This is a genomic window from Acidisoma cellulosilyticum (assembly GCF_020621385.1).
GTDB lineage: Bacteria > Pseudomonadota > Alphaproteobacteria > Acetobacterales > Acetobacteraceae > Acidisoma > Acidisoma cellulosilyticum.
The window spans coordinates 62,450-87,055 of the sequence record NZ_JAESVA010000009.1; the positions used below are offsets into that span (position 1 = coordinate 62,450).

The 24,606-nt window shown below is 60.5% G+C and carries 25 protein-coding genes; 17 read left to right on the forward strand and 8 right to left on the reverse strand.

What is annotated here, in order from left to right:
• Positions 1-14 precede the first annotated feature (14 nt).
• Positions 15-1,553 (forward strand): HAL/PAL/TAL family ammonia-lyase, encoded by a 1,539-nt coding sequence (locus ACELLULO517_RS21245; RefSeq protein ID WP_227309432.1) that lies wholly within the window; start codon positions 15-17, stop codon positions 1,551-1,553.
• A 15-nt stretch (positions 1,554-1,568) separates the two neighbouring features.
• On the opposite strand, the gene ACELLULO517_RS21250 is transcribed toward ACELLULO517_RS21245, so the two are convergent.
• Positions 1,569-2,441 carry a sugar phosphate isomerase/epimerase family protein gene (locus tag ACELLULO517_RS21250; protein WP_227309433.1) on the reverse strand — a complete coding sequence of 291 codons (873 nt, stop codon included), beginning with the start codon at positions 2,439-2,441 and terminating at the stop codon, positions 1,569-1,571.
• A 363-nt stretch (positions 2,442-2,804) separates the two neighbouring features.
• Between ACELLULO517_RS21250 and ACELLULO517_RS21255 the strand changes: the two genes are divergently transcribed.
• The gene (locus ACELLULO517_RS21255) at positions 2,805-3,899 is read left to right on the forward strand and encodes a YeiH family protein (protein WP_227309434.1); all 1,095 of its coding nucleotides are present in this window, start codon (positions 2,805-2,807) and stop codon (positions 3,897-3,899) included.
• A gap of 271 nt (positions 3,900-4,170) precedes the next feature.
• Positions 4,171-5,175 (forward strand): LacI family DNA-binding transcriptional regulator, encoded by a 1,005-nt coding sequence (locus ACELLULO517_RS21260; protein WP_227309435.1) that lies wholly within the window; start codon positions 4,171-4,173, stop codon positions 5,173-5,175.
• A 99-nt stretch (positions 5,176-5,274) separates the two neighbouring features.
• On the opposite strand, the gene ACELLULO517_RS21265 is transcribed toward ACELLULO517_RS21260, so the two are convergent.
• The 3 genes from ACELLULO517_RS21265 to ACELLULO517_RS21275 are packed head-to-tail and all read right to left on the reverse strand — an operon-like array spanning position 5,275 to position 9,178.
• Complete coding sequence (locus tag ACELLULO517_RS21265; protein ID WP_227309436.1) at positions 5,275-6,297, reverse strand: ABC transporter permease; 1,023 nt, start codon at positions 6,295-6,297, stop codon at positions 5,275-5,277.
• Positions 6,298-6,319: 22 nt separating this feature from the next.
• The gene (locus ACELLULO517_RS21270; RefSeq protein ID WP_227309437.1) at positions 6,320-7,897 is read right to left on the reverse strand and encodes a sugar ABC transporter ATP-binding protein; all 1,578 of its coding nucleotides are present in this window, start codon (positions 7,895-7,897) and stop codon (positions 6,320-6,322) included.
• 3 nt (positions 7,898-7,900) lie between these two features.
• On the reverse strand, positions 7,901-9,178 hold the full coding sequence (locus ACELLULO517_RS21275; protein ID WP_227309438.1) for a sugar ABC transporter substrate-binding protein: 1,278 nt from the start codon (positions 9,176-9,178) through the stop codon (positions 7,901-7,903).
• Between the two features lie 457 nt (positions 9,179-9,635).
• On the opposite strand from ACELLULO517_RS21275, the gene otnK reads away from it, so the two are divergent.
• The 8 genes from otnK to ACELLULO517_RS21315 all read left to right on the forward strand — a co-directional run bounded on the left by otnK (position 9,636) and on the right by ACELLULO517_RS21315 (position 17,424).
• Positions 9,636-10,928, forward strand: coding sequence for a 3-oxo-tetronate kinase (gene otnK, locus ACELLULO517_RS21280; RefSeq protein ID WP_227309439.1), 1,293 nt, complete (start codon positions 9,636-9,638; stop codon positions 10,926-10,928).
• A 23-nt stretch (positions 10,929-10,951) separates the two neighbouring features.
• Positions 10,952-11,515 (forward strand): ABC transporter permease, encoded by a 564-nt coding sequence (locus tag ACELLULO517_RS21285; RefSeq protein WP_227309440.1) that lies wholly within the window; start codon positions 10,952-10,954, stop codon positions 11,513-11,515.
• Positions 11,516-11,544: 29 nt separating this feature from the next.
• Positions 11,545-12,504: a sugar ABC transporter substrate-binding protein gene (locus ACELLULO517_RS21290; RefSeq protein WP_227309441.1), complete on the forward strand. Its 960-nt coding sequence runs from the start codon at positions 11,545-11,547 to the stop codon at positions 12,502-12,504.
• Positions 12,505-12,533: 29 nt separating this feature from the next.
• Positions 12,534-13,478, forward strand: coding sequence for an ATP-binding cassette domain-containing protein (locus tag ACELLULO517_RS21295; RefSeq protein WP_227309442.1), 945 nt, complete (start codon positions 12,534-12,536; stop codon positions 13,476-13,478).
• 131 nt (positions 13,479-13,609) lie between these two features.
• Complete coding sequence (locus ACELLULO517_RS21300; protein WP_227309443.1) at positions 13,610-14,404, forward strand: MBL fold metallo-hydrolase; 795 nt, start codon at positions 13,610-13,612, stop codon at positions 14,402-14,404.
• Between the two features lie 49 nt (positions 14,405-14,453).
• The gene (locus tag ACELLULO517_RS21305; RefSeq protein ID WP_227309534.1) at positions 14,454-15,080 is read left to right on the forward strand and encodes a class II aldolase/adducin family protein; all 627 of its coding nucleotides are present in this window, start codon (positions 14,454-14,456) and stop codon (positions 15,078-15,080) included.
• 28 nt (positions 15,081-15,108) lie between these two features.
• Positions 15,109-16,569: a CoA-acylating methylmalonate-semialdehyde dehydrogenase gene (locus ACELLULO517_RS21310; RefSeq protein WP_227309444.1), complete on the forward strand. Its 1,461-nt coding sequence runs from the start codon at positions 15,109-15,111 to the stop codon at positions 16,567-16,569.
• Between the two features lie 111 nt (positions 16,570-16,680).
• Positions 16,681-17,424, forward strand: coding sequence for an SDR family NAD(P)-dependent oxidoreductase (locus ACELLULO517_RS21315; RefSeq protein ID WP_227309445.1), 744 nt, complete (start codon positions 16,681-16,683; stop codon positions 17,422-17,424).
• A 35-nt stretch (positions 17,425-17,459) separates the two neighbouring features.
• Here ACELLULO517_RS21315 and ACELLULO517_RS21320 read toward each other — a convergent pair whose 3' ends face one another.
• Positions 17,460-18,410, reverse strand: a complete 951-nt coding sequence (locus tag ACELLULO517_RS21320; RefSeq protein ID WP_227309446.1) for a LysR family transcriptional regulator — start codon at positions 18,408-18,410, stop codon at positions 17,460-17,462.
• Positions 18,411-18,543: 133 nt separating this feature from the next.
• Here ACELLULO517_RS21320 and ACELLULO517_RS21325 point away from each other — a divergent pair, with 133 nt between their 5' ends.
• The 3 genes from ACELLULO517_RS21325 (at position 18,544) to ACELLULO517_RS21335 (ending at position 20,365) form a co-directional block, all read left to right on the forward strand.
• On the forward strand, positions 18,544-19,296 hold the full coding sequence (locus tag ACELLULO517_RS21325; RefSeq protein ID WP_456304399.1) for an SDR family oxidoreductase: 753 nt from the start codon (positions 18,544-18,546) through the stop codon (positions 19,294-19,296).
• Between the two features lie 65 nt (positions 19,297-19,361).
• Positions 19,362-19,880, forward strand: coding sequence for a nuclear transport factor 2 family protein (locus ACELLULO517_RS21330; protein ID WP_227309448.1), 519 nt, complete (start codon positions 19,362-19,364; stop codon positions 19,878-19,880).
• Between the two features lie 53 nt (positions 19,881-19,933).
• Positions 19,934-20,365, forward strand: a complete 432-nt coding sequence (locus tag ACELLULO517_RS21335; protein ID WP_227309449.1) for a DUF302 domain-containing protein — start codon at positions 19,934-19,936, stop codon at positions 20,363-20,365.
• A 15-nt stretch (positions 20,366-20,380) separates the two neighbouring features.
• Here ACELLULO517_RS21335 and ACELLULO517_RS21340 read toward each other — a convergent pair whose 3' ends face one another.
• Together ACELLULO517_RS21340 and ACELLULO517_RS21345 are read right to left on the reverse strand one after the other, a co-directional pair.
• Positions 20,381-21,064, reverse strand: a complete 684-nt coding sequence (locus tag ACELLULO517_RS21340) for a GNAT family N-acetyltransferase (RefSeq protein ID WP_227309450.1) — start codon at positions 21,062-21,064, stop codon at positions 20,381-20,383.
• 64 nt (positions 21,065-21,128) lie between these two features.
• Positions 21,129-21,422, reverse strand: a complete 294-nt coding sequence (locus tag ACELLULO517_RS21345; RefSeq protein WP_227309451.1) for a hypothetical protein — start codon at positions 21,420-21,422, stop codon at positions 21,129-21,131.
• Between the two features lie 121 nt (positions 21,423-21,543).
• On the opposite strand from ACELLULO517_RS21345, the gene ACELLULO517_RS21350 reads away from it, so the two are divergent.
• Entirely contained in the window at positions 21,544-22,509 is a 966-nt protein-coding gene (locus ACELLULO517_RS21350) for a GlxA family transcriptional regulator (protein WP_227309452.1), read from the forward strand.
• A gap of 31 nt (positions 22,510-22,540) precedes the next feature.
• Here the strand turns inward: ACELLULO517_RS21350 and ACELLULO517_RS21355 are convergent, their stop codons facing one another.
• Positions 22,541-22,921 (reverse strand): tautomerase family protein, encoded by a 381-nt coding sequence (locus ACELLULO517_RS21355; RefSeq protein ID WP_227309453.1) that lies wholly within the window; start codon positions 22,919-22,921, stop codon positions 22,541-22,543.
• Positions 22,922-23,034: 113 nt separating this feature from the next.
• On the opposite strand from ACELLULO517_RS21355, the gene ACELLULO517_RS21360 reads away from it, so the two are divergent.
• Together ACELLULO517_RS21360 and ACELLULO517_RS21365 are read left to right on the forward strand one after the other, a co-directional pair.
• Positions 23,035-23,514, forward strand: coding sequence for a MarR family winged helix-turn-helix transcriptional regulator (locus ACELLULO517_RS21360; protein WP_227309454.1), 480 nt, complete (start codon positions 23,035-23,037; stop codon positions 23,512-23,514).
• A gap of 118 nt (positions 23,515-23,632) precedes the next feature.
• Positions 23,633-24,547, forward strand: coding sequence for an EcsC family protein (locus ACELLULO517_RS21365; protein WP_227309455.1), 915 nt, complete (start codon positions 23,633-23,635; stop codon positions 24,545-24,547).
• Positions 24,548-24,606: the final 59 nt, after the last annotated feature.

Here is a 24,606-nt window from a genome sequence, read left to right on the forward strand (position 1 = left end):
CGGGTCTGATCGGCATGCTGGAGATCGGGGATTGCGCGATCGACCTGGCCCAGATCGTAAAGGCAACCGCGCAGTCCACGCAAATCCGCCTCAGCCCTGCCGCGCACGCCCGTGTGGCGGCGTCGCGCGCGGTGGTGGAAGCCTATGCGGCGGGAGATGAGCCGGTCTATGGGCTGAATACCGGGCTTGGCGGCAATCTCGGCTATCGGCTTGACCCCGCATCGCTCGCGGCCTTTCAGATCCAGATGATCAGGGGACGGACGATCGGCGTGGGGCCGCTGTTTTCCCAGGCCGTCTCGCGCCGGCAGTTGCTTTGCCGGATCATTGGCCTGGCCCAGGGCGGCGCGGGCATTTCCCCGGCCGTGCTGGACGGGATGATCGCCATATTCAATCGCGGCGTCACGCCCGCCATGCCGGGTCGCGGCTCGATCGGGGCCGGTGATCTCGGCCTTGCCGCCCATATGGGCGCGGTCGTGATCGGGCGTGGTCAGGCCTGGTTCGCGGACAGGCTGATGCCGGGTGCCGAAGCCTTGGCCGCCGCCGGTCTGTCGCCTGTGGTGCTCGGTCCCAAGGATGCGCTGGGCATCCTCAACACCAGTGCCGTGACCTGTGGCCATGCCGCCAGCGTTCTGGCGGATCTTGCCGATCTCCTCATCTTCGCCACCACCGCCGCGGCCTTGTCGATGGAAGGCTATGCCGCCAATCCCACGATCTTCGACGCGCGCCTGGCGGCCGCGCGCCCGGCCGATGGGCAGACCCGCGCGGCTGCGATGTTCAGGCAAATCCTGGCGGGCAGCTATCTGCATGACGCGCCGTCGCGCTCGATCCAGGATGCCTTGTCATTCCGGGTTCTGTCCCAGATCTATGGGCCGACGCTGGCGGCCTTCGATACTGCGGTCGAAGCCGTGACGCTTGAAATCAATGCTGCCGCCGACAATCCCCTTGTGCTCGCCGAGGACAGGGTGATCCTCTCGACCGCAAATTTCCACACGCCCGCGATCGCCCTTGCCTTCGACAGTCTGGCTATAGCACTTTGCCATCTTGCCAGTGCCAGTCTTCAGCGGACGATCAAGCTGATGGATCCGCGCCTGTCCGGCCTGCCCAAATATCTGTCCCCGGTCGGCGGCGCATCGGTCGGGTTCAATGCGCTGCAAAAGACAGCATCCTATCTCCATGCGGAAATTCGGCTGAAGGCGACGCCGGCCAGCCTCGATTCCGTTCCGGTTTCCGAGACGGTCGAGGACCATGCGCCGAATACGCCGCTGACGATCCGCAAGCTTGAGGAGCAAGTGCTGGTGCTCCGTCTGCTGATCGCGATCGAGGCGCTGACGGCGGCGCAAGCCGTGGATCTGCGCGGTCAGCCGGTTTTGTCGGCGCCCACGGCCGCCCTGCATGCGGCCATCCGGGCAAGCTTGCCGATGCTTGACGAGGACCGTGAAATCGGCCCGGACGTCGACCGCGTCAATGATATCGCGCAGGATGCGGAGGTGTTGGCGGCGCTGCGCGGGTATTTCCTCGGCCTGTCGCTCAATCCGCTTTTGGCCGGCGGTTGACGCGGGCGCAGAGCGTCATCGGCGGTCCAAAGCGCCGCGGTCTGCCCAGGTTTCCCGGACCAAAGCCAAGGCCTGACCAGCCAATTTATGTGAATCGGTAAACACATCGCGCCAGATGGCGAGGGCGTTTGCGTGATCTTCCGCGAGCTTCGACCGAGCGAAAGCCTCGACACCGATGAGACCATCATAGCCCGCGTCCAGAACTTGCCCCAAGGCCAGGCGCAGATCGAGCGCGCCTTCCAGAAGACCGCCACGGTGACTTTGGCAAAGTTCAAAATAAAACAGAGAGGGCAGAGCCTTATGGATCGCCGCTCTCACGTCTGTCTCCTCGATGCTCATATGGAATGTATCGAGATGAAGACCGATATTGGGGCTTCCGGCCAGCCTTAAATATTCTATTGCCTGATCAACCGTATTGATGGCGTTGCTCTCATATCGGTTGACGATTTCGATGGCCAGGCGCACGCCGCATGCCGCACCGAATCCAGCCACCTCGGCCAGCGTTTCCGCGCTGGCCCGGAACGTGTCACGCCGTATGGGGGCGTCTGCTTTCGCGATCCTGCCATAAAGAACGCCGTTGATCTGCGTCGATCCCATATCGCGCGCCATGCGGATGCTGTTTTCCAGATGCGCGCGCCCTTTTTGCCGGACGGTAGGGTCTGGGGATGTCAGGTCGCCGTCAGGCGGCAGACCCGAGGTATTGATCGGCTTGATCTGGCCGGACGCGAAGACGCGGGCAATGGCGCTGACATCGCGCCTGTCCATTTTACGAAGCGGGATTGCTAAATGGCTGTAGCCAATGTCCTCGGCGGCCGCCAGGATCGATCGCAGGTTATCCCCGCCGATCTCTCCGCCCCACACGCCGACGTGTATGGCCGTCCCGCTCATGGGCGTTCTCCTCTATCGCAAGGAGTAATAGGGACGAAGGTCGCAGGCGCGCAAGGTCAGGGCAGCACCATCCACAGAGCGCAAACGAATGGCAGCGCCATCGCACGCCATGAGGTGGTGGAAACAATCATATTTCAGCACCATGAACGTTCAATTCACCATCCCGATTATCGGATGGGATAATATAAAAATAACCATTGAAAATATATGTTTAAAAAATAGGTTTTGCACGAGAGTAAAGTCAGGTTAAACTGTAGAAAATGCGAAATAATCGATCGCTTTTAGTGATCGGAATCATCTCCAAGCACTGTTAGTTCAGTAAAACCATTCAGAGATAAGGAGAAAGCTAAGGAGAGAATGCGGATGAAGCGACCTCTAGCCGAGAAAAGCTGGCCGATTATTCTACCACCGCTCTCGGGCGCGGTATTGCCTGGGGTCGCCTTGTCTTGCGGTGTCACCGTGATCGCCTTTGGCTTGCAGTTTCTTGAAGCCGGCCAGCTTGGCAAGGTTTGGTTGGAAGCGCTGGTGCTCGCCATTCTGCTCGGGACCATTATTCGCACCATCTGGAAGCCCAGCAAGTATTGGCAGGTGGGCGTCAGATTCAGCGGCAAATATTTTCTTGAAGTCGCCGTCGTCTGCCTCGGCCTGTCCGTCAGCGCCAAAACAATTTTCGCGGCCGGTCCGGCTCTTCTTGTCGGGATCGCCGGGGTGGTTGCCTTCGCGATCCTGCTCAGCCTCGGGATCGGCAGGCTTTTGCGATTGCCGCCGCGCATAGCCTTGCTGATCGCTTGCGGCAATTCGATTTGCGGTAATTCCGCGATTGCCGCCGTGGCTTCGGTGATCGGCGCGGAGGGGGATGACGTTGCGGCGTCGATCGCCTTCACCGCTGTCTTTGGCATCATTGTCGTGGTCGGGCTGCCCTTCCTGGGACCCGTGTTGAATATGCACGGAGCGCTGTATGGCGCTTTCGCCGGGCTGACGGTTTACGCGGTTCCCCAGGTCATCGCGGCGGCCGCGCCACTGGGCGCCACGGCCGTTCAGATGGGCACCTTGGTGAAGCTCGTTCGTGTGCTGATGCTCGGGCCCGTTTGCCTGGTCATATCCCTGACGATGGCGCGGGCGGTGGCGGAACAGGGATTGGGACAAGATAGCCTGGGCATGGCCGCCACGGCGCGGAAACGGCCCAAGCTGACGCAGCTGGTGCCTTGGTTCATCTGGGGGTTTGTCGCCTTGATCGTGCTGCGATCGGCGAGCCTGGTTCCCCATGCCTTGATCAAACCGGCGGAAACGACGGCCACGCTCCTCACCGTTGTTTCGATGGCGGCGCTCGGCCTCGGCGTCGATATCAGAGCCGTCGCTCAATCGGGTGCGCGCGTGACGGCGACGGTCATATTGTCCTTGGCGGCTCTGGGCGTTGTAAGCTTGGCCCTGCTCAGCTGCTTGCATCTGGGGCAATAGCCAGAGGCTTGCGGCAAGAGGCCGGAAATTTCACAAAATTCGGCGTTAATATTAAAATTCGACAGTAAATTTTTGTTATTAATTGGCATTAATCGAGTTTTTATGTAGTAAAAATACCCCAAATTCTCGAACGATGGGCTTATCTTCTGCGTCGGTCATGAAATCGACCAGCAAATGCCGCTCAGGGCACAAGCGGCGTCTTAGCTCTCTGGCGTTTTTGGCAGCTTTGACTTAGAAATAATGCCAGACGTCTAAGCTAAGGTCATATCGGATGCTCGAAAAACCGGTCACGATGCAGGATATTGCCAAGCGATCCGGTGTGGCCGCGATTACTGTCTCGCGGGCGCTGCGCGGCGAAGCGTCGGTTACTGCGGAGACGCGCGGGCTGATCGAGAAGGCAGCCGACGAACTCGGTTATATCTACAATCATACCGCGCGCGCCTTCTCCAAGAGAGGCAGCAAGCTGATCGCCTTGGTGATTCCGACGATCTCGAACTCCGTTTTCGAATCGACGATCGACGGATTGAGCGAGATTTTTTCCGCCGCCGGTTATGCCATTACAATCGGCAGCAGCGGCTTTTCAAGAACCGAAGAAGAGCGGATCGTAAAGAGCCTTCTGGGCTATGGGCCTGAAGCGATTATCCTGGTGGGTTTCACCCATACGCCGGCGACGGTCGAGCTTCTGAAGCGGTCAAAAATTCCGGTCGTTGAAATGTGGAATTATGGGTTCGACGCCATCGACATGGCCGTCGGCTTTTCCAATTTCCAGGCCGCCAAAAGCATGACGAGCTATCTGATTCGCAAAGGATATCGGAAGATCGGTTATGCCGGCGGCACCCAGACAGACAATGACCGGACGCAACAGCGTGAAGCCGGCTATCGGGAGGCGGTGATGAGTGCCGGGCTGGAGGTGATGGAGAATTGGGTCAGCTCTCCCCCGATCGAGCTGTCGAGCGGTGCCGAAATCGCCCGTCGCTTCGCAAGTGCCGATGACAGGCCTGAAGCTTTGTTTATCGCGAGCGACATCATCGCGGCCGGGTTCATGCTTGAATGCGCCCGGCTGGCGCTCAAAATTCCCAATGATGTCGCGATCGCCGGATTTGATGACGCAGCCCTTGCGAAAGCGGTGGAGCCGCCTTTGACAACGGTCCGCGTTCCGCAGCGTGAGATTGGTCTGGTCACGGCCCAGATGATTGTCGATCGCCTGGCCGGTAAGACAATCACCGATCCGGTCAGGGATCTTGGGTTTGAGATCATTATCCGCGGCACGTCCTGATAGTGGCGGATCGCTGCCGCATTAGCATCTCCAGACGGTCTCTCAGGACGAGAGGCGAGGGGGGAGGATCACCCCCCTCGCTTCATCGGACCAGACAGCTTACTTGACGATCTGTTGCAGGCTCACACGGTCGATCGTGGTCAGCACGGCAATGACGATCACCACGCCCTTGACGATTTCCTGTGTGAATGGCGAGACGCCGCATACGTTCAGCCCATTGCTGAGGACGGTGATCAGCGCGACGCCCAAAATGGTCCGGGACGCGCCGCCCACGCCACCGGACAGGGATGTGCCGCCAACCACGATCGCCGCGATGGAATCCAGCAGATAGCCGTCACCCAGGGACGGTGTGGCAGAGCCCAGCCGGGCGAGAAGAAAATATCCGCCGATCGCGGCAAAGACGCTGGAGAGCATGAAGGCGTAGGTTTTGTATCGCGTCACCGCAATGCCGCTCAATTGAGCAACACGCTCACCGCCGCCGATGGCGACGATATACCGACCGAAGCGGCTATGGGAATTGGCAACCGCGAGTGCCCCCCAAGCCAGTACCGCCAGGAGCAGAACATTCGGGATCATAGGAATGATCTGTCCATTGGCGATCTCGGAAATGGCGTCGTTATCGACCAGAAGGGCAGAACCATCGAGCACGTGCAGCATGACACCGGTAAAAACCGATCCGGATGCAAGTGTCGCGATGAAGGACGGGACCCGCAGGACCGTGGACAGCAAAGCGTTGACGAGGCCGCAGACCGCCCCCAGCACGAGGGTCGCGACAAAAGCCAATCCGGGTGACATGCCAAAGGTCTGCAGCAGCACGGCCCCCAAGGCCGCTGACAGAGTCGCCACAGCTGCGACGGAGAGATCGATACTGCCCATCAGCACGACAAAGGTCGCGCCCAGGGAAATCAACAGAAGCGGGCCAGCCTGCGCACCCATAACCGTTATGTTCAGGCCAGACACGAAGGCGTGCTGCTTGAACGCGAAATAGCCGATGAGAACCGCAAGCGCGACCAATGGCAGCCAGGTGGCGCGCTGCTCCCGGGAGATGACAAATCGAAAGCGCTTATCCGCGGCGGGCGCGGCCCCGAAATCGTCGAGTGTCGTGGTCTGTTTATGTGCCATGCAACATTGTCCGCGGATGATTTCAATGAAGAGACTGAGCTTGGCTGCGGCCGATCATCAACGCCACCAGCTCATGCTCGTTGAGAGCGTGACTGCGATTATCGAGATTGGCAACCAATCCGCCGTCGCGCATGATCAGAACGCGGTCGCTGAGGCGAATGAGCTCGGGCAGATCATCGGTGACATAAAGGATGCTGGTGCCCCGCGCGGCCAGAGCCAGGAGGTGGCGATAGATCTCGACCTTCGCTCCGACATCGACGCCGGCGGTCGGATTCTCAATCAGCATCACCCGCGGGTCGCGGTGAATCCACTTTGCCAAGGCAACCTTCTGTTGATTGCCGCCGCTCAATGACCCGACAGTCTGCTCCGGGCTCGCCTTGATCGCCAATTCCTTGATCATCGCCTTCGTCACGGCCTGTTCGTGCCGTCCGCGCCAGATGCCGATCCGGTTGCTGAAGCCGAGCGCACCGCTATGGCCACTTGCCAGAGAAATATTGGAGGCGACGCTGAGGGCGCCCACGATCGCTTCGCGCCCGCGATCGCTGGGAACGAAGGCGATGCCGAGATCCTTCCGCGCTTTCAGGCTGCCCAGAAGCGGGCGCCCGTCCAAGGTGACGCCGCCGCCGCTGGCGCGCATGTCACCCGCGATAAGCCGCAGCAGATGGTTCTTGCCTGAGCCGAGCAACCCGCCGATGCCAACGATCTCGCCTGTCCCGATTTCCAGGCTGACATGATCCACCTCGGCCCGCCTTATATGCGCATCCTTGGCGGCGGTCGCATATATCGTCAGGTCTTTTGCGACCAGTCTTGGCGGCGCGTCTGATCGCGCACGGGGCTTCACCTCGGCCAGGTTTTGGACATCCCGTCCGACCATCATCCGATGCAATTTGTCCTCGTCAAATTCAGCGGTTGCGCCGGCACCGACGACATGCCCATCCTTCAGGACCACAATCCGGTCGCAGACGTCGAAAAGTTCCTGAAGCCGGTGGGAGACGAAGGCGACCCCGGCACCGGATGCCTTGAGCTGTCGCATGCGGCTGAGCAGCAAGGTCACTTCGGATCGGGTAAGGCCGGTCGTGGGCTCGTCAAACAGAACATAGCCCGACGACAGACCAAGAATGCTGGGCAGCAGCGTGGCCTTTCCAACCTCAAGCGCCTGGCGCGTCGGAAAGTCGTATTTATGCATCACGTCGCGGACATCGACACGCAATTGCATATCCGCGACCAGCTTGCGCGCAAGCTGGATCATGGCGGACTTATTCAAAAGCCCGAAGCGAAGGAATTTCGATTCATGCCCAAGAAACAGATTTTCATAGACGCGTAAATTGGGAATGGTTGCGGGATCCTGGAAGATTCGCCAGATACCCTTCAGATTAGCCTCATTGTAGTTCTTGACGGCGAGGGCCTCGCCATCAACCGTGACGCTGCCGGACGTCGCGTGAAGGGTCCCGGACAGGATGTTCAGGAGTGTGGACTTGCCTGCGCCGTTCTCTCCGATAATGCCGACGATCTCGCCGGAACGGATGCTGAGATCCACATTTTTCAGAGCGACAAAGCTTGAAAAAGCAAAGGTAAGGCCCTTCACGCTCAGTTCCGACATGTGTCAGCCCTTAAAGCCAGGATAATCGAAATCTTCCAGCGACAGCTTGTAGGCGGCTTGATAGCGCTGCGTGACCTTGTCGAATTCGCCGTCCTGGATGGATTGGGCATAGGCTGCCGGCGGCTGCCAGCCGGCCGGTTTGGCAATCCCGGCCGAGGCGTAATAATCCTCGTATTTGATGGGGACCAAAGGCGCCTGCGGATCCCATTTATCGCCGCTGATCACATGAGAGAGCAACTTGGGATCGAAGGGAAGATTCTTGTTGTCCACGTAGCGTTTGAGGACGCCGTCGACATTGGCCTTGGTGACGAGAACGCCGGTGAAGCCAACGAACCGCTCGGGTGCTGAGGGTTTGTAGCCGTTCAATGCGTCAAAAAGACGCGCGGTCGCCTGAATGCCGTGATAGGCCGGAGACTGAAAGCAGGTCGCTTCCACCTTGCCGGACTTGATGGCGCGCAGAATATCGGTTGATCCGTCGATGCCGCAGGTAAGGACCTGATCGCCGGCCCGGATGCCCAGGCCGCGGAGGGCCGCCAAAACGCCCGTCAGCTCGCCGTCATTCTGGGCGACGATGCAATTGGGGATGCCGTATCGCGAGATCAGATCCTCGGTCGCCTTCTGGCCGTCCTCGGCATTCCAGTTGCCGGGAAGGCTGCCGACGATTTTGGCACCGGGGAATTCGCTGACCGCGTGATGCACGGCGTTCGACCGCAGATTGTCAACGAAGGCACCTTTGGCGGCCGTGATATGCAGAATCTTGAGGTTGGGACCGAACTTTTTGACGGCTTGATTAAGCATGCATTTAACGGAGTTATAGAAGCCGATATTTTCGCGGGCAATGAATCCTTGCGTAAAGGCCGGTCCATCCTCGATCGGTGAAGACCAGGGCAGATTGCTGCCGACATTGACCAGATAGCCACCGACGGTGCCAAGCATTTGCGATATCGGCCTCAGGCTGCTGCCGTCGGCGCTATTCGTGAGGAACAGGCGTTCGCCCGCCGCTGCCGCCGCCTGCGCCTGGGTGAGGGCGATCGAATCGTTGAGGTTGAAGGTCGTCGCCTTATAGGAAAGACCAAGCACATCCGCCGCCCGATGGGCCGCGTCATTGATGATCGTGCACCATTCATTGCTGAGCAAAAGCAACTGGTGAAAGGTCGCGGTCTTATAGGGATCAGCCATCGTGGGGCCGCCCAGGAAAGGCGTTGCCACCGCAGCGGCGACGCCACCCCCGGCTGCCTTTAAAAGGGTGCGGCGCGGAAAGTCTTTCTTATCGAGAGACATGTTGTAACCCGTATTTATGGTTTTCTGACTGAGACTGACAGGAAGCGCTGTTGCGCGGCGGCGCGGCATATCGCGAGCGACAGTTTGCCGCCTTTTCGTGCAACACTTGCCCGGTGGTTTTCCTCAAGCGTCGCATTTCGCGATCTGCTCCTCCCATAGCATGTGTTCTTTTAAATTTTAAACGCGTCGAGTGTCAAGATGGCATCGGTGTCATCTGCTGCATTGCAGTAAATATATCATTTAACGGCGCAATTACCAGAACATTCATTGATTTTAGGATCTGACAAATGGCTTGACGGCGTTTATCGGTGATTTTATGACATCGATACCATACGGAAGAACGCCCGGTCCTTTGCGCCGGCAATGGGGTTAAGGGACGCGAAGGTCTTGGCGTGGCGACGACAAGCCAATCAAGAAGATGAGCAGGCGTGAGCTTAGAAAAAGGTTTCTGGAACTAATGGTGGAAAGCCAGAATTTGTTGTTCGGAGCTGTCGCGGACGATTTGACGGGTGGCGTGGATCTCGCAAGTGAGCTGGTGAGCCAGGGTGTGGCCGTCGACGTCAGGGTGGGCGTGCCGGAAACGCCGATCGAAGCGGGCGTCGCGGCCACGGTCGTCGCCTTGAAATCGAGAGTGGCCCCCCCGGATCAGGCCGTGCGGGAAACCCTCCAGTCTGCGTCATGGTTCTCTGCATCGGCGCCAAAGCAGATATTCTATAAATATAGCGGTTCGTTTGACTCGACCGAGAAGGGCAATATCGGCTGTTGCGTCGATGCGCTGCAGGCGCTGACGCAAGCGGACAGGGTGTTGTTTTGTCCCACCCATCCGCTGAATGAAAGAACCGTCTATAACGGCTATCTGTTTTTCGGTCAGCGCCTGGTATCGGATTCCTCGAAGCGCTACGATCCGCTGACCCCCATGACGGAGCCCGATCTGACAAAGGTTCTAGCGGCTCAGACAAGGGTTGCTGTCGGCCTCTTGCCTTGGCGCACTTTATCCAAAGGTTTGGCGTCCATGCAGGAAGCCACTGACCGTCTCGTGGCTGCGGGCCGGCCTTATATCATTGCCGATGCAATCAGGGATGAGGATCTCGATCGGTTGGCGGAGCTGACGGTCGACTGGCCCCTGGTTACCGGCAATGCGATGATCGGCGCCCATCTTGCCAAGCTATGGCGTCAGCGCGGGCAGCTGGATGCGTTCCCCTTGCCCGGATCTTTGCAGAAGGTGCAAGGGGCCGGTGCCGTTCTTGCGGGCAGCTGTGCGGATCAGACCCGCGCGCAGCTTCAAGTCTTCGAGAATCATGGCGGGCAGGTGCTGCATCTCGATCTTCATGCGGTCATGGCGGGCGAGGATGTCGTGGGGCGCAGCTTGGAATGGGCGCGCGCAAGGCTGGGTGACGTGCAGATCGCGATTGCGACCTCATCGCCGCCCGAGGATGTATTCGCCATACAGGCGAAGCTTGGGCGCGACACGGTGGCTGAGCTGGCAGAGAACACCCTGGCCGAGATCGGGCGCGGTTTGGTGGAGTCCGGCCTGGGCAGGCTGGTTGTTGCGGGCGGCGAGACCTCGGGCGCCATCATTGCTGCCCTCGGGATCAAGAAACTATCCGTGGGCCCGCAAATACCCGGCAAGATTCCGCTCGCCTATGCCGATGTCGGGCGGCCGCTTGGCCTATGCCTGAAGTCGGGCAAGCTGGGTGATGACGACGCCTTCATGGAGCGTCTGCAGGCCTTGGAAACGGGGCAGCCTTGATGCTGGCAAGAAGCAGGCAAGGGATGCGTGCCAGCGCGCTTGGCGATATGGGCCGTCTGCTGGACGGCAATCTGCTTCTGGCGGTCTTCGTCGGGCTCGTCATCCTGTTGTCATTGACCCTGCCGCATTTCGCCACCTGGGCAAACCTGTCGAATGTGCTGCAACGCAATTCGATCATCGGCATCGTTTCCTGCGGCATGCTGCTGATGATCATTCTCGGCGGGTTTGATCTGTCGGTCGGCGCGGTCGGCGCGATGTCATCCGTCATAGCAGCGGCGCTCATCGTTCACGGATCGGTCGCCGGCGGCATCGGCCTGCTTGGGCAGACAAGCATCGGGCAGCCGGCCTCAGCGACGGATTGGCCGCTCACCGCCATTGCCGCCGTGGTCGTGGGTGGTGTTCCTTTGAGCGGTGGCGTCGGCGAGGTCAGAAGCGCGGTCCTGGGAACGCTTCTGCTGGGCGTTCTGGGCAATGCGCTCAATCTGACAGGTATTTCGCCCTTCTGGCAGCCCGTGGTGACCGGAGCGGTCATCATCCTAGCCGTTGGATTCGATGCGTATAAGCGTCGGATGGCTCAACTCCGATAAATCAGAAACAAGAAACCAAGGAGGCCTCGATGAAAAAGCGAACGCTGCTGACCCTTCCCATCATCCTGGCTGCCGCAGGCCTGGGCATGCTGCCGTCTGGTCCGGCCTCGGCCGCGCAGAAGCATATCGGCATGATGATCTGGAATACGTCAGTTCCATTTTATGGAAATCTGATCAAAGCGGCCAAGGCGGTCGCCGCCAAGAATAATGTCAGGCTGGATATCCAAAACGGCAATGGCGATCTATCGACCGAGATTTCCATCGTTCAGCAGTTCATCGCTGAGGGCAAGGACATGATCCTGATTGCGCCGAGCGATCCGCGCGGAATCGTTCCGGTCATCCGCGAGGCCAATGCCGCCTCCATTCCTGTGATCGCCTTCAGCACGCAGGCGGATACCACGACCGGGGCGAAAGTGGTGACCTATGTCGGCTCTGACGACTACGAATTTGGCAAAAGGCAGGCGCAACTCGTCCTCAGCCTGGCCGGGGAGAAGGCAAGGCTCGCCTATGTTCTTGGCAAGCTCGGCACATCGAGTCAGATCGAACGGGAGGCCGGATTCATGGATGTTCTGAAGGCTCATCCCGGCATCACGATCGTCGCCAGGCAGGCGGCCGATTGGGACAATGCCAAAGCGCTGGCGGTGATCCAGGATTATCTGAGCAAATACCCTGCCGGCTCGCTGGACCTGATCGTCGATCAGGGGCCGGAGGGTGTCACGGGTGCCAATTTTGCCAAGTCAAATAACCGCACCGATATCAAGTTCGTGCTGGGCGATTATCCCGCTGATGTCCGCGATGCGATCCTGAAGGGGACCGTCGTCGGAACCGTGATGCAGGACCCCGGCATGCAGGGCAAAATCACCCTGGAAGATGCGGTCAACTGGCTGGACGGCAAGCATGCCGCGGTCAAGGCGCCGAACGACTATCTGGATTTGCCGATCATCACGATTAAAAACGCGCCGGCCGTTCCGCCGGCTTGGGGCGGCTAGCGTTAAAGGGCGCGACCATGAAACTGATCATGCAAGATATCAGAAAGGATTTTGGCAGTATCAAAATCCTGCATGGAATCAATTTCGCGGTCGCGGCGGGGGAGATTCATGCTCTTGTCGGCCATAACGGTGCCGGCAAGAGCACTTTGCTGTCGATTGCAGATAAGGTGACCGTCCTGCGCGAAGGGCGGGTGGTCCAGACGGGGCCGGCAAGCCAGATCAAGCTGGATGAGCTTGCGCATCTTCTTGTGGGCGGCGCGGAGATGGCCCTGGGCGACAGGCAGCATCGCGCGCAGCGCGACGACAAGATCATCCTCCAGGTCGAGAATCTTTGTTTGGCCGGGCGTCCACCGGCGAATTTGAGCCTCCACGCGCGCGAAATCATCGGCATAGCCGGGCTGGTGGGGGCGGGCAGAACAAGTCTGGCGCGGGCCATCGTCGGTGACATGCAAGCCGAAGGTCGTGTCACGATCTATGGGCGCGAGATCAGGCGCCGCAATCCGGCGCGATGTGCCGAGCATGGTATCCTGCTGGTTCCAGAAGATCGCAAAGCCGGTGGCCTCGCACTTCTGTCGAGCATTCAGGCGAATATCGAGTTGAGCGCGCTCAAGCCGCTACTGTCGCGACTGGGTTGGGTCAGGCAGTCCCGGCGAGTCCAGCTTGTGGAAGCCATGATCAAAAGTTTCCGAATTTATCCGCCGAATCGCAAGAAGGCGGTCGGTCATCTGAGCGGCGGCAATGCGCAAAAGGTTCTTCTGGCGCGCGCGATTGCGGCGAAGCCAAGGGTTCTGATCCTGGACCAGCCGACGGCTGGCGTGGATATCGGCGCTAAGGCTGAAATACATAAGCTGATTGGCCTGGCGGCCGATGGTGGCGTGGCGACCTTGGTCTCCAGATCGGCATTGGACAGGACATCGCTATTGGCCGCGATCAGCCGGAGAAGCGCATCGGCAGCGGAGGTCGCAGCGGTGTAATGGCAATGACATCTCCGCATATCTTGACAAGAAAATTCGGCGATTGGCTTGGAAGCGTCATCGAAGATGATATAAATACCGGGCAAATTGCTTTTAGATAAGAAGCATAAAACGAAACTGGGAGTTGAGAGATGGCGAAATCTATTGAACTTTATCCGCTCGGCGTGGGCGACGCTTATACGGAGCGATTCTGGTTCAGCCATATGATGCTTGTCGTCGATGGCAGGAAGATTTTCATCGACTGCCCGCCCTATATTCCGAAGATGCTGGCTGAAAACAATCGTATCGGCGAGAAGAAGGTCGTGCTTGACGACTATCGCGAGCTGATCGTGACGCATATGCATGCGGACCATGTCGGTGGGATCGAGGAACTCTCCTATCAGCAATATTTCCGCACAGATAATCCCATGAAGATGTATGCGCCCCAATGGCTTCTTCAGGACATCTGGTCGCATCTTCGTCCGGCGATGGAGGAATCCTGCCGTGGCGATGGTGGGCTGGCTTCGCTCGACTGGTATTTCGACCCGATTCCCATGCAGAATCCCCACGATATGGGCGGGTTCAAGGTCGAGCATCGCTTCACGAAGCATTACCCGCGAACCCTGGCCTATCTGTTCGATTTTGGAAATTTCAAGCTCGGCTATAGTTCCGATGCAGGATTCGATCCCGAGCATATCGCCTGGCTGGATCAGGCGGATGTCGTGCTGCATGACTGCTGCTTCGGTCCGATGGTCGAACGGGGCGGGGATGTGCATATCTTTCATGCCTCACGCGAGCAGCTTCTGACATTGCCTAAGCAATTTCAGGAAAAGACCTTTCTCTATCACTATGCCGACAAGGCCTATGATCAGGATCCGGCTCAGCCGAATTATGACATCGGGGCTTACAGGCTCCTGGTTCAGAACAAGATCTACAAGCTTCTCTGACCGTTAGCCGAGGGCAGATCCGGACATGGTTGACTTCGCGGACGAAGAGATGGCGGCTCGGGAAAAGCTGAGGGACGCCTATATTGACCTAAGCAGACTCGGGCTCATTTTCTTGTCCGCCGGCAATATCAGCATGCGTTGGAAGACGGGAATGCTGATATCGCCTGCCGGCGCTTCGTCAAAAACGATCACGCCCGACCGTATCGTGGAAACGCAGTTTGACGGCACATTTTTCGGCAGCATCAAACCATCGAGCGAATGGGCGATGCATCGCGCCATCTACCGATCGGCGCCCGAGGCGCAGGCCATAGTACACACGCATTCGGATTACTGCGTGTCGATGTCTGCAACGCAGGACCCGCTGCCGTCATTCCATTATATGGTGGCCTCCTTCGGCGGTGCGGATGTCCGTTGTACCCCTTACGTGACCTTCGGATCTCCTGAACTCGGCGATGCCGCTGTCGTCGCCTTGCAGGACAGAAACGCCTGCCTTTTGGGCAATCATGGCATGATCTGTCATTCGTCCAGCCTGGATCGCGCGGTGTCTTCGGCGCTGCGGCTTGAGACGCTATGCCGGCAATATATCGGTGCCAGACAGGCGGGGCGCGTACAGATGCTGAGCGCCGAAGACATGGCGGTGGCCGCGAAAAAATACGAGTCTTACGGAATATACTAGAGGCGAAAGCCTCTTATCGGAGCAGACAATGGACGCGAAACCCGATTTTTACACGGTGAGTTCTATCATCGCTGGCCGATCGACACCTGGAAGCCGATCGAGCGAACTCTATAATCCCGCAACGGGGGAGGTGATCGGCGCCCTCTCGCTCGGAGACAAATCCGCGGCCGATGCGGCCGTGGCCGCAGCGAGCAAAGCCTTCCCCGCCTGGAAGGAGAGAGGGCCGTCGCAGCGCTCCCGCATTCTCATGCGTTTCCGCGAACTTGCAGAGATGCGCAAGGTCGATCTTGCACAGATCATCACCCATGAGCACGGCAAGCCTGAGGTCGATGCGCTGGGGTCGATCCAGCGCGGTCTGGAAGTTGTGGAATTCGCCATGGGGGCGCCGCATCTGCTGAAGGGCGAAAACTCCGATCATGTCGGAACCGGCGTCTCGACGCGATCCTCGCGCCGCCCCTTGGGTGTTTGTGTCGGGATCACGCCATTCAATTATCCGGCGATGATCCCGATGTGGATGTTTCCCTTGGCTTTGGCCTGCGGCAATACCTTTGTCCTGAAACCGTCGGAGAAGACGCCGAGTGCCGCGAATTTCCTGGCGGAACTGCTGCAGGAAGCCGGTCTTCCAGACGGCGTCTTCAACGTCGTTCACGGTGGATCTGACGTCGCCTCAGCGCTGATCGAACATCCAGACGTGAAGGCGGTGTCGTTTGTCGGATCAAGCGCCGTGGCAAGGTCTGTGTACCATAAGGGCACGGCCGCCGGAAAGCGGGTTCAGGCCCTGGGCGGCGCCAAGAACCACGCCATCGTCATGCCGGACGCCGATATGCCGAACGCCGTCTCGGCGATCCTGAACGGCGCCTTCAACTCGGCCGGTCAACGCTGCATGGCGATTGCGGTCGTCGTGGCCGTAGACGACGCGCATGAAAAGCTGATGCCGGAACTTGTGCAGAAGGCAGCCGAGATGAAGGTGGCCGCCGGCAGTGATGCCGACTGCGAAGTGCCGCCCGTCACCTCGCGCCAGCAATACGAGAAAATCGTAGCGGCCGTTGATAGCGGTGTGACGGATGGTGCAAAACTGCTGCTTGACCGCAGAGATCCGCAGGCGAACCGGGACGGCAAAGGATATTTCATCGGCCCCATTATTTTCGACGATGTCGGGCGGGAGATGCAGATCTATCAGAATGAGATTTTCGGGCCTGTGCTCGCGGTTATGAAGGCCGCGACGCTGGAAGAGGCGATTGCGATTTCGAACAGCCATGAGCTTGGCAATGGTGCCGTGCTATTCACCAATTCCGGCAAAGCGGCGCAGATCTTCGAGCGGGATATCCTGTGTGGCATGCCGGGCGTGAATGTGCCGGTGCCCTCTCCGGTTGCCTATTATTCGTTCGGCGGCAATAGAGGATCGCTGTTCGGCGATTTGGCGGCGCATGGTCCGGACGGCATCAACTTCTATACCCGGCGGCAGGTTTTAACGAGCCGCTGGCCGTAAAGCGCGTTCGGGCGGACGGTTGGGACTGCTCGCGACGCGGGCGCTTCCGCCTTGCCTGCGATGATGCGTGACAGCGCAAAGACGAAAGCTGCCTTGTGCAGGGAGAGAGACATGGCTCAGGGCCCATTCGACGGAAAGACGATCCTCATCACGGGCGGTGGCGGCGCGATCGGTCGGGCGACCGCAAAAAGATTCCTGGACGACGGCGCGAAGCTTGTGCTGGTCGACGTCAATGCCCAAGGACTGGAAGCGGCGGCGTCTGACCTCGCTTCACCCGATCGGGTGCAGACGCATCTGTCTTATCTCGACAGTGTCGCCGCAGCCGAGGTAGCGGTGGAGAAGGCGGGCGACGGATTTCATGCCTTGGTTCATCTGGCCGGCATTTCGCTGCCGGACCCCGAAGATTATGAGGACCTTGATCTGTTCGACCGGACGATCGCCGCCAATACGAGAAATGCCTATGCGCTGGCACGCGTCATCGAAAGACGAGGATTGGGCGATGCCAGCGATACCTTTCGCATAGTCTTGGCCTCGTCCATGGCCTATCGGCGCGGGGGGCTGGATCGCGTTGCCTATTCCTCGGCGAAGGGAGCCATCGCGGGCATGGTGCGGGCGCTGTCACGTCGGCTGGCGCCGCGTGTGCATGTGAATGGAATAGCACCCGGCATTATCCTGACACCGATGACCGAACCCATCATCAAGCGACGCGGCGATGATCTGGCACGGGAAATTCCGATTCAGCGCTACGGCCGGCCGACGGAAGTCGCGGGGGTCATCGCCTTTCTATGCGGTCCTGACGCAAGCTACGTGAATGGACAAATCATCAATATCGATGGTGGCACGATCAATTCTTAGACTCGGCCAGATCTTGCGGAAAAGGACAGATCACATCAATCGGCTGCTTTGCCGGCAGATTTTTTGGGTCCTGTCCTGATGACTTGAAGGAGGGCCCGCAATTTAGGCTGGCTCTGCATCCTGGCCGAAAAATACAGGAATAGGCCAGGGCTCTCCGTGATCCAGTCGCGCAACACAGGCTCCAGCTTGCCCTCTCCGGCTTGCGCGGCCTCCCCTTCGGTCAGGTAAGCAAGGCCCAGACCGGCCCGGGCCAATGTCATCAAGGTGAGGCGGTCATTGGTCAGGATCTCATCGCGCGTCCTGATGGTAAAGCTGCGGTCATCGCGCGCGAATTCCCAATGGTAGAGCCTGCCCGCGGTCACGAAGCGATATCCGATCGTTTGATGGCCCATGAGATCTTCGGGTTTGGCGGGACGCCCCTGCTTGGCGAAATAGCCGGGACTGCCATAGACCGCCCATCGCACCGGCGGCGTCAGCCGGATTGCCAGCATATCTCTCTCCAGAACCTCGCTTTGGCGGATACCGGCATCGTAATCCCCGGAAGCCAGATCGACGGTGCCTTCGTTGATCGACAGGTCAAGGCGGACATCCGGATAAAGGCGCCGATATTCGGGTAGGATGCGCTCCGCCAGAAACTGAGCGGCCGTGCGCGACATCGTCAGCCGAAGGACGCCTGTGACCTGGCTTTGGTAGCCGCCCAAGTCACTGAGCGCACCGGTCATGTCCAAGACCGCAGGCCTGAGCCGCGCGAGCAGGGCGGAGCCTGCCTCGGTCAAGGCGACGCTGCGCGTGGTGCGCTGGAACAGGACCACGCGATGACGCTGTTCGAGTTGCCGCACGACCTTTGAGACGGCGGTCGGCGTGACGCCAAGGGCTGCTGCCGCGCGGGTGAAGCTGCGGTGCTCGGCGACGGCCAGGAAGGGCAAGACCCCGCTCAGAATATCACGATCCATGGCGCCATTATGAACCACTGGTTCACAGGGCATAGATCAAAATCATCTTTTTCTCCGGAATGGCGGCGCTTATGCCCAATGCATCGGTCCGAGGAGAGGGCTGCATGCCGCTATCTCCACCGGCACGACAGATCGACATCCGATAGCAAATCTCAATCCTAAGGAAATGACCATGACCAGATCAATCGGGGACAAAGTCGTTGCCATCACGGGCGCCAGCAGCGGTATTGGCGAAGCGACCGCGCGCCGTCTCGCGCAATCCGGTGCCAAAGTTGTCCTGGGTGCGCGCCGCACGGACCGGCTTGACCGCATTGTCAGCGAGATCAAGGCTGCCGGCGGAGATGCGGTCGCTTGCACCCTCGACGTCACGCAGCGGTCTTCCGTCTATGCTTTTGTCGAGGCCGCCGTCGCGACCTTCGGACGCCTCGACGTCTTCATCAACAATGCGGGCGTGATGCTGGTCTCTCCGCTCGGCGAGTTCAAAGTCGATGAGTGGGACCAGATGTTCGACGTCAATGTCAAAGGCGTGCTGAACGGTATCGCGGCCGCGCTGCCAGTCATGCAGCGGCAGGAAGACGGGCATATCATCAACCTGTCGTCGGTCGCGGGCCATAAGGTCGCGCCGGGTTTCACGGTCTATTGCGGAACGAAGTTCGCGGTCGGCGCCATTTCGGAAGGCTTGCGCCAAGAGGCCGGTCCCGGCATCCGCTGCACGGTCATCTCCCCCGGCGCCGTGCAGACCGAGCTTTCGTCCCATATCGCGGCAGGTGCCGCAAAAGATGCGGTTGATGCCATGTATGCCACGGCCGCGCTGAGCCCCGATGCGATCGCCCAGGCGGTTGTCTATGCCGTCTCGCAATCGGCCGATGTCGACGTCAATGAGATCCTGATCCGGCCGACCGCGCAGAATTTCTTCTGACCCTCCGATACGCGCCAGCCGCCAAGGCGGAACGGGCGCGTATCTGTCACTGAGTGAGGCCCAGCATGACGACGAAACAGCGCTACCCGCGACGGCTGGCAATGATGGCCGCCCCGCTCGGGAGTTTGTCAGCCGGGGCGGCTTTGGCCGCTGGCCCGGACAATGTCACCGCCCTGAACAAGGACAAGGTCGCGGAGGCGCTCGGCGCCTGGATGAACGGGACAGGCAATATCACGGACTTATTCGCGGACAGCATCCGCTGGACCATTGTCGGCGGCAGTCTGATCGCCGGCACGACCACCGGCAAGCGCGTATTGATCGACAAGATATTGCAGCCCTTCGCCGCGCGGTTTGCAGAATCAAGCGACAAGTTCCGACCTGTCGCGATCAGAGGCATCTACGCTGACGGTGACGTCGTCGTGGCGATGTTCGACGGCCAGGGGACCGCGAACGACGGAAAGCCCTATGCCAATACCTATGCCTGGTTCCTCACCTTCCGTGACGGCCGGGTGGCGGAGGCAACGGCCTTCTTCGATAGCTTCGCTTTTGACGCGTTCTGGCGTAGAGTGGCCCCCAAGCCCTGACCAAAAGCGGGCTTCTCTCCCTGAGTTCAAGATGAAGAAGCGAAAGGTCGATCATGGAACAAGCTGAGGATTTGGAGATTATTGTCTATGCGGCGCCATCCTCACCATCCTTCCAGACAATCGTGCTATCGGCTTTCGATTTTGAGCAGACCCTTGACCGCTTGAAGCAAGCCATCGCGGCGCATGACCTTTGGCTAATTCAGGAAATCAATCCGCAAATGCTGCTCGCGCGCGGGGGATATGCGATTGCCCCGGCCCGGCAGTTGTTCTTTTTCCATGCGCGCTACGTGGCCAGGATGCTGACGGTCGATCCCGCGGCCTTGCCTGAGATTCCGCTTAAATTTGTCGTCATGCAGATGCCTGACGGTTCTGTGTCAGTGCGCTACTGCACGGTCGATTCCTTGCTCGGTCGCTATCCGGGGCTCGCCGATTTGGCCAGCGAGTTGGACGCGATCGTGGGAACGCTGATCGACGCCATTCGCTGACTTTTGTCGGTGCCGCTAGCCGGCCGGTCTTTCGAACACCGTCAGCGTCGGCCGCCAGCGCGTCACAAAGCCCAGCTTTTCGTACAGGGCGATAGCGCCCAGATTATCCGCGAAAGCGTGCAGGAACGGGGTTTCGCCGCGCGCGACGATAGCCAGCGCCACATCCCGCATCAGACCGGCCGCATAGCCTTGGCCGCGATGGTCGGGATGGGTGCAGACCCCACTGATTTCGGTGAAGGACCCTGGCTTCATCCGCTCACCGGCCATCGCGACCAACCGACCGTCGCGACGCACCCCCAGAAAACGGCCCAGTTCACGCGTTCGCTGAGCGAAGGGGCCCGGCTTGGTCAGTCGCGCCAGGTCCAGCATCTCGGCCGCATCCGCGGGCGTGAGCACATCATAGTCAAAACCGGCGGGCTCGCCCGCGAACCTGTCGGCGACCATCTGCACCGTCAGCGCTGTGCGGCGGAGCATGAGGCCGGGCGGCGGAGGAATCGTCTCCGCCTGCTGGAGAATGATCTGCCCGCCCGCCGGCACCAGATCAGCCAGGTGCGACAGGCTTTCGGCTGTGCCGTCGACCGTTGCGGCGAAGGGCCCGAAGGCTGCGCCGAAGCGAAGAATATCGCCCGCTTTCTCCGCGAAGGCCGCTTGCCGGCCTGTCAACGCGTTCCAGACCGGGCGATCGAGCGGATGCTCCAAGATACCGAACCTCCTGATAGTCTAGACCAAATCTGACGGCGCCGTAGGAGCGGCGCCGCAGCCCTTACTTGCCGGCGATCAGCATGCCGAGCGGGGCGAGCGGCCCAACCGGTATGAAGGTATAGGTCGCATAGCCGGCGATCACGAGCGGCATCTGGTCGGTCGTCGCTTTCGCCTGTTCGACGGTCTCGGCATTCATCAGGAAGATCGGGCCGGGCTGATCCTGGCGGAACCAGAATTGGTCGACCTTGCCGTCGAGATAAAGTTTGAGCGTATGCGGAACTTCCTTGGGCATAACCTCCGCCCGCTGTTCCGGGGTCAGCGGCTGCGTCAGCGACCCGATGGCCATGACTTTCATGCGTAATCTCCTTGATCTGTCTTGCGGCGCCGCTTGCTGCGGCGTCCGGTGCGGTCAGATCTAGTCACTCGCCGCAAGAGGCGGTATTGTCGTAAACGACAATAATAAAGGCATTCGCGCCATGCGCATTTTCGTGCTGGCCCTGGAGGGTCTGTTCGATACCGGGCTTGCTGTGACGCTGGACGCGCTGGGCACCGCCAATGGCCTCGCGGCGCGGTTCGCGGGCGGCAAGCCCCGGTTTGACGTGAGCGTTCTCGGCATGCGGCGAACCGTCCGGACGTCCCAGGGGCTGACGGTGCCGGTGACGGTGGTACCCCCCGGCGTGAAGCCGGACTGGGTGATCGTCCCGGCTCTGCGCGCCGTGACGCCGGATACCCTGATCCCGGCGCTCGCCCGCAAGGACGTGCAGGAGGCGAAGGCGCGGCTGCTGCGATGGCATGCCGAAGGCGCCAGCGTGGCGGCATCCTGCATCGGCACCTTTCTGCTGGCCGAAGCCGGGCTGCTCGACGGGCAGGAGGCGACCACGACCTGGTCGATGGCTCCGCTGTTCCGGCAGCGTTACCCGCGGATTCTGCTCGACGAATCCCGGATGCTGGTGCCCTCGGCCGTAGGCGTCACGGCCGGCGCGGCGATGGGCCATCTCGACCTCGCGCTTTGGCTGATCCGCCAAGCCAGCCCCGAAGTGGCGTCGCTCGTCTCACGCTATCTGCTCGCGGACCTGCGCTCGGCGCAGGCGCCCTACATCATTCCCAACCATCTGGCGCAATCCGATCCGCTTATCCGGCGCTTCGAGCAATGGGCGCGGGCGCGTCTGCGGGAAGGTTTCTCGCTCGACGAAGCGGCCGAGGCTTTGGGGGCCAGTCCGCGCACGCTGCAACGGCGCTGCACCGCCGTGCTCGGCAAGTCGCCCTTGGCCTATTTTCAGCACCTGCGCGTGGAACATGCGCAATCCCTGCTGCACGGCAGCGGGCTGGACGTCGAGGCCATCGCCGCTGAAGTCGGCTACGCCGATGGCGCCACCTTGCGAACATTGCTGCGCCAGCGGCTGGGTCGCGGCGTGCGCGACCTCCGTGCCGAACTGCGCTGACGCAGCCTTGTCCCAAAGGCTGTCCGGCCGGTCAGACCGCGTATTGCGCAATACCATTGCCGAAGGACCAGTTCTCCCGCTTCACTTCGACGAGGCTGATGAAGACATCCTCCCGCCGCAGCCCGACCGTTTCATGCAGACCCTCGGCAATCGCCTTGAACAGCGCCTGTTTCTGCGCCGTGGTGCGGCCTTCGTTCCAGGTGATCTGGATGATCACCAGATCATCGCTGCGCTGGATGCCGAGATAATCCGCATCGAATAGAAAATCGCCGGCGTCGTGCTCGCTGACGATCTGAAAGCGGTCCTTCTCGGGCACGCCGACGCTGAGCAGCGCGTCATAGACCACGCGGCCGATATTTTGCCGGTAAGCGCTGTCCTTGCCACGACGCAGATCGATCCGAACGAGCGGCATTCTTCCATCCCCTTACGAACAAGCTTTGGCTCGAAATTATCAGCATATGCGGATAATTGACCTATATCTGCATATGCTGATAATCAGAGTCAAGACGGTGGTGGGAGAGGCGCATGCGTGCAAACAGGGATGATGCCGGGGGGCAGGATCAGCGCCACCGTTGCAGTTGCACCAGCTTGCGCAAGGCCTCCCGCCGGATCTCTCAACTCTATGATGTGGCGCTGGCACCCTGCGGGCTGAAGACGACGCAGCGGGCGATATTGGGCGAGTTGCGGCGGTCGGAACCCGCGACGCTCGGCCAATTGGCGGCCGCGCTGGTGATGGATGCCGGGGCGCTGGCCCATACGCTGAAACCGCTGGAGCGGGACGGTTATCTGGCGATCGGCATCGACCCGAATGACCGGCGCGCGCGGCTGATCCGTCTGACGCCCATCGGTCAGGCCAAGCTGATCGAATCGGATGCGCTATGGGAACAGGCCCAGCACCGCTTCGATTCTCTTTTCGGCGCTGCACAATCGGAAAGCCTGCGCGCTGCGCTGACGATTTTGATTTCCGGTGAATTCGCGGCAGGTTTCGAGGTCAGCCTGTCATGATCCCTTAACCGAGATGGGGACTATGTGGCGACCGCGGGCATAGGGGCGCTGCCCGACGCTGGCGGGGCTCGCTTTTGCGGCGTTGCATCCTACATGAGGGGGAGTGGGGGATGATGCCATGACGATTGCGAGCGATATCTGGTCCGATGCGCCGACGGCCGGTTCTGATCCTGATCCGGCTGAGGGGCTGGGCAATGCCTGCGCGGGTCTGGCCCCCGAGGATCTGGCGATGATGCGCGACGCTGCCCGCATTCTGGTGGCGGAGAAGGGCCTCGCCTTCCGCCTGGGCAGTTTCGTCGGCGACCAGACCGAAGGGCTGATGAACGCCGCCGGCCGCTTTCTGCTCAATAACAGTGCTTTCAGCGCCCGCAAGATCGTCGAACTCAGCCTCGACCGGCTTTATGACGCGGCGACGCGCGGCATGGATACGGTCGCCCTTGCCGAGGAAATGGCGGCGACCTCCGCCGGGCGGCGGCATAAGCTGATCAGCACGGTCAGCGGGGCGGCGACCGGCTTCATGGGCGCGCCCGGCATGATCGTCGATATTCCGCTCACCACCGGCCTCATGCTCCGCTCCATCGCCGGCATCGCGCGGAGCTATGGCGAGGACCCGACGACGGCCGAAGGCCGCCGCGCCTGCCTGGAGGTTTTCGCGCTCAGCGAGCATCGGGACGGGTCAGACGGGCAGGCGGGCTATTGGGCGGCGCGCGCGGCGCTCAGCCGGCTTGCCATTGACGGCTTTCTGCGGCGGATCGCGACGCTGCTCGGCATCGCCTTCACGCAGAAATTCCTGACCCGCATCGTGCCGGTGGTGGGGGCCGCGACGGGCGGCGCGCTGAACTACGCTTTCATGGATTATTACCAGCAGATGGCGCGGGTGCATTTCGCGATCCGGCAGTTGGAGCGGCGCTATGACCCGGCCCAGGTTCGCGCCTGCATGGACAGGCTTGTGGAGCAGGAGCGGGCGCGCAGCCGCCGCCGGCCGCGTCCGCCGGTTCTGACCCTGCCGCCGACACCGGCCGAGGTTGCCTGACCTCTCTAGCCATCATCCTGCGCTGGCCGCCCGATTGCATGGTTCGGCGCAGTTTCGGC